The organism is Bacillus salacetis (genome assembly GCF_049177075.1).
GTDB lineage: Bacteria > Bacillota > Bacilli > Bacillales > Bacillaceae_B > Rossellomorea > Rossellomorea salacetis_A.
In genome coordinates, this window is the sequence record NZ_CP185377.1 from 3,867,037 (window position 1) to 3,879,620 (window position 12,584).

10 protein-coding genes and 1 pseudogene are annotated in these 12,584 nt (G+C 45.4%); 2 read left to right on the top strand and 9 right to left on the bottom strand.

The features are described from left to right. Nucleotides 1-51: 51 nt before the first annotated feature. Both ACOJQI_RS20185 and ACOJQI_RS20190 read right to left on the bottom strand, forming a co-directional pair. Nucleotides 52-567 carry a ComF family protein gene (locus ACOJQI_RS20185; RefSeq protein ID WP_421381468.1) on the bottom strand — a complete coding sequence of 172 codons (516 nt, stop codon included), beginning with the start codon at nt 565-567 and terminating at the stop codon, nt 52-54. A gap of 194 nt (nt 568-761) precedes the next feature. After that, complete coding sequence (locus tag ACOJQI_RS20190) at nt 762-2,258, bottom strand: DEAD/DEAH box helicase (RefSeq protein ID WP_421381470.1); 1,497 nt, start codon at nt 2,256-2,258, stop codon at nt 762-764. A gap of 102 nt (nt 2,259-2,360) precedes the next feature. Here ACOJQI_RS20190 and ACOJQI_RS20195 point away from each other — a divergent pair, with 102 nt between their 5' ends. Further along, nucleotides 2,361-3,221 carry a processed acidic surface protein gene (locus ACOJQI_RS20195; RefSeq protein WP_421381472.1) on the top strand — a complete coding sequence of 287 codons (861 nt, stop codon included), beginning with the start codon at nt 2,361-2,363 and terminating at the stop codon, nt 3,219-3,221. A 34-nt stretch (nt 3,222-3,255) separates the two neighbouring features. On the opposite strand, the gene ACOJQI_RS20200 is transcribed toward ACOJQI_RS20195, so the two are convergent. The 7 genes and pseudogenes from ACOJQI_RS20200 to gnd form a co-directional block, all read right to left on the bottom strand. After that, nucleotides 3,256-4,101, bottom strand: coding sequence for a DegV family protein (locus ACOJQI_RS20200; RefSeq protein ID WP_421381474.1), 846 nt, complete (start codon nt 4,099-4,101; stop codon nt 3,256-3,258). 249 nt (nt 4,102-4,350) lie between these two features. Beyond that, on the bottom strand, nt 4,351-5,259 hold the full coding sequence (locus ACOJQI_RS20205; RefSeq protein ID WP_421381476.1) for a DMT family transporter: 909 nt from the start codon (nt 5,257-5,259) through the stop codon (nt 4,351-4,353). A gap of 157 nt (nt 5,260-5,416) precedes the next feature. Further along, complete coding sequence (locus ACOJQI_RS20210) at nt 5,417-6,364, bottom strand: methyl-accepting chemotaxis protein (RefSeq protein WP_421385523.1); 948 nt, start codon at nt 6,362-6,364, stop codon at nt 5,417-5,419. Then, nucleotides 6,362-7,204 (bottom strand): annotated as a pseudogene (locus ACOJQI_RS20215) (HAMP domain-containing protein); the annotation flags it as partial. The gene ACOJQI_RS20210 and the pseudogene ACOJQI_RS20215, both read right to left, overlap by 3 nt. 230 nt (nt 7,205-7,434) lie before the next feature. After that, complete coding sequence (gntK, locus tag ACOJQI_RS20220; RefSeq protein WP_421381478.1) at nt 7,435-8,970, bottom strand: gluconokinase; 1,536 nt, start codon at nt 8,968-8,970, stop codon at nt 7,435-7,437. A 72-nt stretch (nt 8,971-9,042) separates the two neighbouring features. Then, entirely contained in the window at nt 9,043-10,389 is a 1,347-nt protein-coding gene (locus ACOJQI_RS20225) for a GntP family permease (protein ID WP_421381480.1), read from the bottom strand. 123 nt (nt 10,390-10,512) lie between these two features. Beyond that, nucleotides 10,513-11,415 carry a phosphogluconate dehydrogenase (NAD(+)-dependent, decarboxylating) gene (gene gnd, locus ACOJQI_RS20230; RefSeq protein WP_421381482.1) on the bottom strand — a complete coding sequence of 301 codons (903 nt, stop codon included), beginning with the start codon at nt 11,413-11,415 and terminating at the stop codon, nt 10,513-10,515. 166 nt (nt 11,416-11,581) lie between these two features. Here gnd and ACOJQI_RS20235 point away from each other — a divergent pair, with 166 nt between their 5' ends. After that, nucleotides 11,582-12,436 (top strand): MurR/RpiR family transcriptional regulator, encoded by an 855-nt coding sequence (locus ACOJQI_RS20235; RefSeq protein WP_421381484.1) that lies wholly within the window; start codon nt 11,582-11,584, stop codon nt 12,434-12,436. The last annotated feature ends 148 nt before the right edge of the window (nt 12,437-12,584 follow it).

Genomic DNA, 12,584 nt, shown 5'->3' on the forward strand with positions numbered 1-12,584 from the left:
TTCTTGCTCTTATTTCTTATATCGGCTTCAGGACGTAACTCTTTAGTATTGTCAGCCTCTTGCCAATGTGATGGAGGAGATTTCCCGGGCTCCGGCATTCTTTAGCTTTTTGGCTCCCTGCCGGAGGGTGGTCCCGGTGGTGTAGATGTCATCGATGATGAGGATGGATTTATTGGAGATGTCGGCTTCCTGGCCAGATTTCACTTCAAAAACTTCTTCGCTGTCTATCCGCTGCTGGCGTGATTTCTTTGATTGCTTCTCGGAATGCCGCCGGATGAGCAGGGGCTCGGTGGTGAGACCAGCTTCCCTTGCCAGCGCTTCAGCCTGATTGAATCCTCTTTCCTGCAGGCGCTCAGGGCTTAAAGGGATGGTGGTGATGAAGTCGTATTTTATTTTGGAGATTTCTAGTTGGAGCTCTTGAGTGAAAGCTTTTACCAGAACATAATCCCCGCGATACTTGAAGCGTGCGAGGTATTCTTTTAAATACTCATTATATAAAAATAGTGAAGTGTTTTGTGCGAGAACCCCCGTCCACTTAGGGTCCTGCTCCCATCTGATGCAGTCCAAGCAGGTTCCTTCTTTTATATACTGCGGTTTGAGAGAAGACAATGGCCGGGAGCAGAGATTGCATCTGTCACCAATGAGGAGATGCAGTTGAGAGAAGCATTTTTGGCAGAGCCATAATTCTTTTGGCGTAAAAAGGAAGGAGTTCCAGGTAACGGGGTAATCAATTTCCCTGTGGCAGTCGAGGCAGTGGGTATTCATTTGTTCAAGAGCCTCCTTTTCATTCCTTCGCGATTCATTTCTTTTACATGTTTTATAGATTGGATCATTGACAATGTCTTGCCGTAATGAAAAAAGGTAATATCACCCGAAGGATATTCGGCATTTCTGCCGACCCGGCCGGCAATTTGGACAAGGGCGCTTTCAGTAAAGATCTCTTCTTCTGCCCCCACCACCGCAACGTCGATATTAGGAATGGTCACCCCTCTTTCTAAAATGGTTGTGGTCAGTAATATCGGAATCTCTCCAACTCTCATGCGCTGGACTTTTTCTTTTCGTTCTGGGTCTTCGGCATGGACAGATTCGATATTTGAGTTCAGTTTTTGGAAGAGTGGAAGTGCGGTAACCATTGTTTTAACACTCGGGAAAAAGATGAGGGCTTGCTTGTTTATGGATATTCGGTTTTCCGTCCATTGCTTGATGGGGAATGGAAGACGATTCTTATCAAGTTGGCTTTTCCAGTTGCCGCACCATTTAATAGAAGGAACTGGCAGAGGATGCCTGTGATAACGGGCCGGGATGGTGACGGAATCCCTTTTTCCCTGTTTGGCTTCTCTCTTGAGTTGGCTGTCGGGAGTGGCTGTGAGGTAGATTAGGGAGGAATGGGGTTTTCGTGCTTTTTGTACGGCATATTGAAGTGTTTGATCAAATGAATAAGGAAAGGCATCGACCTCATCGACAATGATAACATCAAAGGCTGATTTATAGCGGTAGAGCTGGTGTGTTGTGGAGAGGACAAGCTGGGAGAGTTTTTGGCGGTCATCACTCCCTCCGTAAAGGGCGACTGGGTTCGCTGCAGGAAATACTTTTTTCAGGCGGGGAGCGAGTTCCAGGATGACGTCGGTCCGCGGGGTGGCGATACAGATTCTTTTTCCGATTTTCAGTGCCTGGTGAATACCGTTGAAGAGCACCTCTGTTTTCCCTGCGCCGCATACTGCCCATACCAGGAGATCGGTGTTTTTGCTGATTGCTCCTATTACTTTGTCGGAGGCGGTTTGCTGGCCATTTGACAGAGTTCCTTTCCATTCAACCCCTTCTATTTTTGTGTTTTGGGAAGGTCCTGTCCATTCGATTAGCGGTGAACACTGCGACACCCTTCCCATCATGATGCATTTCCTGCAGTAGATACACTCGTCTCCACAGCGGCTGCAAGGAAAACTGGCGAATAGGGTGTCGTCTTTATTTCCGCAGCGCATGCACTGTGACCTGCCTTTAACTGTCTGTATTCCTTTTGAATAAATGAGGTGGCCGTTTTCATAGTGTCGTTGGATTTCTTCCGTTGAATGAGGGATTTCTTCGGGGAGAAGAGCCTTTCCTTCCAGGAGAGATTGGAGATCAGGATTAAATAGGAAAGAGGGATTGAATGGCGGTGCCGGGAGTTCTTCCGGCAAATCTGAAATTCGTTCAAACGTTTGATTAATGGTTTTTATAAGAGGTTTCGGGATGATTTTTTCTTCCGTAAATTGAAATCGCAAATACATCACTCCTTTTCTATTATTATTCTCCTTCCCATGAATGATTCCTCCATTCTTTCACATAATAGCTAGGAAAACATTTCATTGAATGGAGGCATTTTCTTGAAAAAGATTACTGGGTTCGTCTTTGTTTTTCTTTTAATTTCGTCATCGCTTGTTACATATGCGGCACCTCCTCAAGAGGACGTCAACCAATTGCTGGCCGAGCTTGGCTGGACACCGGAGGAGCTTACGGAGTACCTTGACTACTACGAGCTGACGCTGGATGATTTTGAAACGGCTGATGATTTACGGGTGATGATGGGAACACCGCTAACGGATGAAACACTGGCTCAGCTGCTGGCGGATTATGAAATGACCAGAGCTGAGCTTGATGAACTGTTGGCAGGCTTCGGGGAGACGGTCGATGATTATTGGTTTGTTGAGGACCTGGATGTTTCCATCGACTTTTACAAAAATCACGACACGTATATGGAAGAGGCGGAGGACTTTTTAGCAACAATGGGACTGACGGAGAATGAAGTGGACGCCTTCTTCAATCATTTAATGGCATTGGATGAAACAGAGTTGGAGACGCAGATGGATTTGATTTCTGCGAGAATTGAACCTTATCTTGAGCTGGATCCCGAGGCTGAACTATCTCCAGCCCAAGTCGAGAAGCTGGGTTTGGTCTGGTCTGATATGATGACAATGTTAAAAATCAATCCAAAGTATTATATTGAGGATGTCTCAGGTAAAAGAAGGAGCGTTTCCTTCAATGAACTTCTGTCTATGAAAACGTTCAATGAAGCAGCATTGTTTATTGAACTATTTGACGACCAAGGTACACTGCTTCTGGATATGAGGTTATCGGAAGAAATGATGGCTCATGAGTATGTTCTGGAAGGTGCTGAGGAGCTTGCCGATGTTGGTGAACTTGCCGGTGAGTTGACGAACTTGAAGCATATGCTTCCTGGCAAATAAAACGATCCCGCTGAATTTTTTCAGCGGGATTCTTTTACATTTTCCTGGACCATCCCATGCCCATCGAGCCTTCGCCCAGGTGGGTTCCAATGACAGGGCCGAAGTAGCTGACAGTGAAATCAGTATCCGGATATTTCTGTTGTAATTCTTCTTTCCACTTTTCCGCCTCTTCTTCGCGGTTGGCATGGATGATGACTACTTGCATTGGATATCCCTTTTGGATGTCGTTGTCGAGCAATTCGACAATACGCTTCATCGCCTTTTTACGTGTGCGGATTTTTTCAAATGGCACGATGACTTTCTCCTGGAAATGCAGGAGCGGTTTGACTTGCAGCAAGCTTCCGATAATAGCCTGTGCCGCGGAAAGACGGCCGCCTCTTTGCAGGTGTGCCAAGTCATCAACCATGAAATAGGCTTTGACCGTTTCTTTCATTTCATCTAATTTAATCAGGATTTCCTTTGGGTCCATTCCTTCTGAAGCGAGCTTTGAAGCATAAATCGGGTAGAATCCTTGAACCATGCAGCTGATCTCGGAATCATAAGGATACACTTCTATCCCTTCTGCCATGTCTTTTGCTTGTACCGCGCCCTGGTAGGTTCCGCTGATTCCGCTTGAAAGGTGAATGGAAATGACAGCATCATAATTTTTCGCCAGGTCTTCATACAGCTCAACGAAACTTCCAAGCGGAGGCTGAGAAGTAGTCGGGAGCTTTTCTTCATTTTTGACTTCCTCATAAAAATCGCTGGCGGATATATCAACCTCTTCACGATAGGATTCACCGCCGAGAATGACGCTGAGTGGAATCATCTTTATATCATATCGATCGCGCAATTCCTTGGGGATGTAAGCAGTACTATCCGTCACAATTGCAGTTTTCATTCAAGTACCTTCCTTAATATATATTTTACCGGACCGACCCGGTAACTTGTCTTATATAACTTTATGTATAAAGACCATTTTATATGAAAAAGGAATGATTTGCATTACAATCCGCGAAAAAACCTCTTTACCACACTAAAGCGGTGGGGGACAGTCCCCTGATACGTTAAAGTAACAAGGGACTGTCCCCCACCGCGGTGAAGTGGTAAAGCGTTATTTTTATTAATCAAACGTTTGATTAATAACTTACTATCGTTGGTTTGCCAATGATTTGCCCACTGTTCCCCGTTTTTTTCCTTTTCTTGAGGATAGGAAGACACCTGCAAAGATAATGATCAGTCCAAGTATTAGGTTTGAGGTGATGGGCTCTCCCAACAAGACGAATCCCCATACCATTGCTGAAGCTGGAATCAAGTAAGTTACGGTTGAAGCAAATTCCGGGCTTCCGTTGGTGAGCACGTAGAAGTATAGTAAGGCAGCTACTCCCGATCCAAAACAGCCCAATCCGATGACTGATAAGAGGACTTTTATATCAAATAGAGCTCCCCACTCGATTCCCCTTGTGAACAGCATTCCGATCAACCCTGTTGCCATGCCGACAAGCAATTGGAAAGTGGACATCGCCACCATGCTGACACCTTTCAACGACCGTTTAGTGTACTGTCCGGCAAAGCCGTAACAGATGGTGGCAAGCAGCATCGTCCCAATCCCGATAAAGTTAGAAGTGAACAAGCCGGCTACCTGGAAATCCATCAATACCAGAATTCCTACAAATCCCACTAAAATTCCAATCCATTGAAATCCGGTCAAGACGACTGAAAAGATTGCAAACCCAATTAGTGCTGTCCAAAGAGGTGTCGTCGCATTGAGGATGGATGCCGTATTGCTGTTGATCTGCGTTTCACTCCAGGCGATCAAAGACCATGGAAGCCCGGCATTTACGAGGCCAACGATCAACAGCTTGCCAATTGGAAGCGGTGCTTTCTCTTTTTTCATCCTGTTTTTAATGAACAAAGGAAGCAGTACAAGAAGACCCGCCAGACATCTTAGAAAAGTCGTCCCCCAGACACCTGCAGGATCGACAATAACCTTTATAAAAACAAACGAAAGCCCCCAAATCAGACTGAGGGTAATAAGACCGCCATATAACCTGACCATATGTATTCCTTCTTTCTTCTATAAATCAATACCTATCATAATACAATATTTAGAAGAAAATGACTGCAGTTTTTGCTTATGGATGAAATCCCCTTCTTCTCTCTTCCACGCAAAAAAAATCCGGCGGATATCCTCAGCCGGATTTTTTCAAAACATATTAAACTTCGAACTTGCGAATCAAAACATCAAGTTTATCTGCAAGGTCATTGAGGCTTTCTGCGTTACGGGCAACTTCCTCCATGACGCTTGTGGACTGCTGGACCGTTGCGGATGTTTCTTCAACCCCTGCAGCCGATTCTTCAGAAATAGATGCAATGTTTTCGATGGACTCGTTCATTTCAGAACCTTTGCTGTTGATTTCCACTAAGTTAGCAGAGATTCGTTCAATGTTGTGGACCATTGACGAGATCTGGCCGCCAAGTGCAGTAAGGCTGTCCCTCGTCCTCTCGATGCTTTCGGTTCCGCTTCGGACTTCTGTGTATCCATCATTCAACGAGGAAGCAATGGTATTGGATTCATTTTGAATGCCGTGAACCACTTTTGAAATTCCTTCAAGCGACTGGGAAACCTGAACGGCAAGCTTCCTTACTTCTTCTGCCACAACGGCAAAGCCTTTTCCACTTTCTCCGGCACGGGCAGCTTCAATAGCAGCATTAAGGGCAAGCAAGTTCGTTTGATCCGCGATTCCCTGAATGACATTGACAAGGCTTGAAATCTCGTTGGAACGTGCTTTTAATGATTCGACCTTTTCGACGGATGTCTCTACCACTGTGTAGATTTTTTTCATCTGATCAACGGATTCAGACATCAATGCAGACCCTTCCTCGGCTTTGGAAAGAACGATTTTAGAAGATTCGTTGACTTCCTGTCCAAAACGGTTGGATTCTTCTACAGCTCTTGTAAAACTAACCATCATCTCATTCAATTCTGAAGCCGAGTTAGCCTGCTGATCGGCACCTGCTGACAGATCCTGCATGGTGACGGCAATCTGTGAACTGCCTTCTCTGACTTCCAAAGAGGACTGAGAAAGCGTAGCACTTTGCTCTGTAACCGTCTCGGATACCTTGCGCATGTCCCTCACCATGGAAGCCAGGTTATTTTTCATGTTGTTGATTGCCAGGCTCAATTGGCCGACCTCATCCTTGCCAAGGTACGTAAGCTCCTCGGCATTCAATTTCCCTTCAGAAATGGCGTTGGCTGTTTTAACCACCCTGTTCAGGCTTCTTGAGATCATGCGGTTGATGATAAACAGGATAGCAATTCCCAATACCGAGGAGATGATGATGGCCGCAACCATGATAATCTTGCTTTGGCTAATACCTTCATATGCTTCTTCAAGGGCTGCATCCTTAGCCTCCATGACAATGGTACGAAGTTCATAAAGCTTTTTGACTGTGTTCGGCGCAATGATGCCGGCTTTTTTCAAAGTCGTATCAAGAAGGACTGTTGAATTTCTGTCTACGCTAGGAACAACCTCGTCATGAAAGAGACTGTTTAATTCTTTATCACTTTCGATAATAAATGCGAATAATTCCTTTTCCTGCTTTGTATTCATTTGAGATGTAAGATCCTGTGTGAACGTAATGAACTTTTCTTCTTGAGTGTTAAAATCTTCTACAATCTGCTGATCTTTTTCGTTGGCATAGCGCTGCAGCAATAAGGCCTTATCCCGGAAGATACTTCCCATTTCCGTCAGTTTGACGGAGCGGACATTGCTGACATCCACCTTTTCAATATTATTTTGGATCTTATTGTACTGCATAAAAATAATAACGGATGATATCAAGAAAAGAACGATGGTAACATTTAAAGCGATTATGTATTTCTGGCCGACCTTCATATTCTTCCAAACACTAAGATTGCCTTTGGATTCTTTCTTAGGTTTCTTTGGCTTTTCGACCTGAGACTTCGGCTTCCTCTTGAACTTACTCCCCGGTTTCTTCATCTTTCGACCCCTCACCTTATGTAATTAAGACTGTGAAATAATAATTCATGATGCCCCCTAGGAGGACTTTACGGAATTTGTCTTACTACTTATTTCGACATCATTCACAAAATCTTCATATGTTTTTCTGAATTTCTCAACATTTTTCAGAGGAGTCGCTTTACCGCTTTAAAGCAATGGGGGACAGTCCCCTGCTACGCTAAAGTAACAGGGGACTGTCCCCCAATTTTTTATGAGTGTTTTCTTTGGAATTGGCTGATGGCTTCGTATTCGCTTTCGAGCAGGCGCGGGATGCGGATGAAGATCGGCATCAGTTCGCGGTAGATTTCTGAGTTTTCACGGTTCGGCTGGTGCGAGTGCACGGAACCGACCATGTCTCCGACTACGTCAAATGAGTCGATTTCGCCCTGGCCGTACATTCCAAGTACAACTGCACCTAAGCAGGAGCTTTCAAAACTTTCCGGCACGCTTACTTCTCCGTCGAAGATATCAGCAAGCATCTGTCTCCACAGCGTTGAACGGGCAAAGCCGCCAGTCGCCTGGATTTTCGCCGGTGTCCCGATCAATTCTTCCAAGGCCAGCAGAACGCTGTAAAGGTTCATGACGATTCCTTCAAGGACCGCTCTGACCATGTGCTCCTTCTTGTGGTGCATACCCAGTCCGAAGAACGAACCACGGGCATCGGCATTCCAAAGCGGCGCTCTTTCTCCCGCCATATACGGATGAAACAGCAGGCCGTTGGAACCCGCAGGGATTTTTTCGGCAATATCCGTCAGTACCTCATATGGATCTTTTCCAAGGCGTTTCGCCACTTCCACTTCGGCCCAAGCCAGTTCATCACGGACCCAGCGGAAAATCATACCGCCATTGTTAACCGGCCCGCCGATTACCCAGTGGTTTTCCGTCAGGGCGTAGCAGAAAATCCGGCCCTTCGGATCTGTCACCGGACGGTCTGTCACTGCCCGGATGGCTCCGCTTGTCCCGATTGTCACAGCAACAACGCCCGGTTCAATCGCATTCACTCCAAGATTGGAAAGAACCCCATCGCTGGCACCGACAATAAACGGCACTTCTTCCGGAAGGCCCATCATCTTCGCGAATTCCGCTTTTAAGCCAGTCAATGATTCAGTGGTAGAAACCGGTCGTGAAAGCTGCTCTGCCGTCACACCCGCAACTTCAAGGGCTTCAGCATCCCAATCAAGATTCTCCAAATGGAACATTCCCATTGCAGAAGCGATCGAGTAGTCCACGACATACTCGCCGAACAGGCGATGGAAAACAAATTCCTTGATTCCGATCATTTTATTGCCCGCAGCCAGCAGCTCAGGCTTCTCTTCTTTTAACCAAGCCAATTTAACTAACGGCGACATTGGATGAATCGGTGTTCCCGTACGCAAATAAATTTCATGTCCGTTCAATTCATTCTTAATTTTATCCGCCCAGGCAGCACTGCGGCTGTCCGCCCAAGTAATCGAATTTGTCAGCGGCTGACCTTCCTCATCCACCACAATCAGGCTGTGCATGGCTGAACTGAAGGAAACGAAGCGGATATCCTCACCGCTGACTCCTCCTGTAATCATGCTTTCTTTTACAACCGTCAGTACCGCCTGAAAAATTTCTTCCGGATTCTGCTCAGCGGTACCCGGCACCGGAGTATGTAGCGGGTATTCCACTCCAAAGCGGCTCACTGCCTGTCCTTTTTGATCAAAAACCACTGCTTTTGTACTTGTTGTTCCAATATCGACGCCAATATAATAATTTGCCATGTTGAAAATCCTCCCGTACGCAGAAAAGGAAGAGGCGATTGCTCGCCCTTCCTTTCTTTTGAATTGATTATATTATGCTACAAAGAATGATAGAATAATCGCCACACCGAATCCGACGAAACCGATCAATGTTTCCATTACCGTCCAAGTTTTCAATGTATCTTTTACATCCAAACCGAAGTAACGGTTCACAAGCCAGAAGCCTGAGTCGTTCACGTGTGAGAATACTGTCGCACCGGCTGCGATCGAGATAACCATCAAGCCAAGGATCGGGCCTTCAAGTCCAAGAGTCGCGATTAATGGAGACATCAGACCTGCTGCTGTAACCATTGATACTGTCGCAGACCCCTGTGCCACACGGACAACTGTTGCGATCAAGAATGCCAGCACTAGCGGCGGCAGAGCGGATCCAGCCATCATATCACCAAGGACTTGTCCTACACCAGAGTCGATCAATACTTGCTTGAACACACCACCGGCACCTGTTACAAGGATGATGATCCCGGCAGGCTCAAGAGATTTCGTAGCAATATCTGCTACATCCTGACGCGAGTAACCGCGTTTTGTTCCCAAGAATGTAAAAGTCATCAGTGTCGCGATTGTCAACGCAACGAATGGGTGACCCAGGAACGTTAAGATACTGCGGATTGTGTTTCCTTCTTCTAATAGTACACCTGAAACCGTATTCAATAAAATCAATACTAATGGAATGAAAATAAGTGACGCCACAAGCTTGAAGCTTGGAAGATCTTTATCGTAAACTTTTTCTTCATCAGCATCCATGTAGTCAGGAACAACAACATGAATTTTCTTCGCAATGTATTTTGCAAAAAGCGGACCTGCAATGATCATGGACGGAATACCCGCAAGGAAACCGAACAGGATTACCCAGCCAAGGTCTGCTCCAAGTAAATCAGCAACCGCGATCGGTCCTGGAGTCGGCGGGATGAAGCTGTGTGTTACCGCAAGACCTGCAAGCAACGGGATACCATAGTATAAAAGAGACTTTCCTGTTTTCTTAGCCAGACCGTAAACGATCGGCACCAAGATGATGAAACCAACATCAAAGAATACTGGGATTGCTACAAGGAAACCTGTAATACCAAGGCCCCACTGCGCTTTGTCCTGGCCAAACTTTTTGATCATCGTCTGCGCCAGACGCTCCGCACCGCCTGATACCTCAAGCATACGGCCGAACATTGCACCTAAACCAACAACAACGGCGACAAATCCGAGGGTGCCACCCATTCCGCTTTGTATCGAACCAACGACTTCATTTAACGGCATGCCTGCCGCGATACCAACAATCAAACTCACAAGCAATAAAGCTACGAAAGCGTGAAGCTTTGTTTTAATAACCAAGAATAATAGAAGAAAAATACCTGCTAATGCCACAAGAATTAACATTTGATCTGACATTGTCTATTCCTGCCTTCCCTAAGTAGTATAGTAGATTAATAGTTTGTAAACGCTTGCTATAATGGGTTTTAATTTGGTGCCTGGCTCAAAATACTCTTTTTGTGCCAGGCACCGCAGTATTAATTAGTTATCACTTTTCTCAACAGCATGGCCGCCGAATTCATTTCTTAACGCCGCAACGACTTTACCTGTGAAGGTGTCGTCTTCCAAAGAGCGGTAGCGCATCATCAGTGACAGCGCGATGACCGGTGCAGCTGTCTGAAGATCAAGAGCCGTTTCAACCGTCCATTTTCCTTCACCTGAAGAATGCATGACACCTTTGATGCCTTCAAGCTTTTCATCTTTGGAGAACGCGTTCTCGGTCAGTTCCATTAACCAAGAGCGGATGACAGAACCGTTGTTCCAAACGCGCGCCACTTTTTCGTACTCGTAATCGAACGGGCTTTTTTCTAAAATATCAAAGCCTTCAGCGATCGCCTGCATCATTCCGTATTCCACGCCGTTGTGGACCATTTTCAGGAAGTGACCGCTGCCGGCTCTGCCTGTATAAAGGTAACCGTTTTCAACGGAGATATCAGAAAAGATTTGCTCGATCTCTTTGAATACTTCTGCATTTCCGCCGACCATTGTGCAGGCACCGTATCGTGCTCCATCCACTCCGCCGCTTGTACCGCAGTCGAAGAAGTAAACACCTTTTTCAACAGCCTGCTCGTCTCTTCTTAAAGAATCTTTGTAGTGGGCATTTCCGCCGTCGATGATGCGGTCGCCTTCTTCAAGATGAGGAAGAACTTGTCCAAAGACAGACTCTGTTGCGTCACCCGCAGGGACCATCATCCAGATTGTTCTTGGTCTTTCTAATTTAGAAACGAGTTCTTCAATAGTAGAAGCGGTCTGAACTCCTTCTGTGGAAATTTTTTTCATCGCTTCTTCGTTCAAATCGAAAGCGACAACATTATGTTTATGATCTGTGAGGTTCAGGGAGAGCTGATATCCCATCTTTCCTAAACCAATCATGCCGATTTGCATTAATAACACCTCAGTTGAAAAATTGTTTTATGAAAATTATTTTCGCGATAACTCTATTATAAAAAATATTTTTCTTTTTGCAAGCGATTTCAGAAAAATATTTTTTTCTTTTCCTCTTTTCTTGTATAATAGAATTATGAAAACCCTTTCAGGAGAGTGGAGAAACATGAAGAAAAATCACCAGCACTGCTTGGCGAGTATTCGATCACATTACTCCCAGTTCAGTGATACAGAGAAAAAAATTGCCAATTATATCTTAAACAATCCTACAGATATTATTCATTCAACTATAAACGGCCTTGCCGATACACTCGGTGTTGCCGATTCAACTGTTTTCCGTTTCTGTAAAAGAATCGGTTTCAAAGGCTATCAGTCCATGAAGATTGCCCTTGCCGCGGAAATTGTCACTCCCATGCGTGATATCCATGAGAATGTCGACGAAAGCGACACACCTCAAACAATCGCATCAAAAGTGTTCCGTTCTAATATGAAGACGATTGAAGATACGTTGATGGTTTTAAAAGAAAATCAATTCCAGGAAGCAGTCGATGCCATGGTGACTGCGGACAATATTGAATTCTTTGGAAGCGGCGGATCAGGGATTGTTGCCATGGATGCTTATCATAAGTTCATCCGGACGGGACTGCGTGTCCATGCTTCAACCGACAGCCACATTCAATTAATGACGGCTTCCCAGATGACCGAAAGGGATTGTGCAGTACTCATCTCTCATTCAGGATCTACGAAAGATATCCTGCAGGTTATGAAAGTATTGAAAGAATCAGGGGCAAAGACGATTGCGATCACCAACTTCGCGAAGTCGCCGCTCAGCGAAAAATCGGACATTTCCTTATATACTGTTTCAGAAGAAACCGACTACCGATCCGAAGCCCTCTCTTCCCGTATCGCCCAGCTATCCATCTTTGATGCCCTGTATGTCAGTGTCATGCTGAAGCGGGAAAAAGAAGGGCAGAACGCGTTGAAGAAGATGCGGAACGCGATATCTGTGAAGAGGATTTAGTGCGTGACAGTCACGCCTCGAAATATGTCGATAGAATTTGGTAATTTTTAATAAACTAAAGCCTGTGAAAGCCCTTTATTCAAAGGATTTTCACAGGCTTTTTTTGTTTTGCCAAGGAAATCGTACGACAAAAACCGGGGCGTGCCTG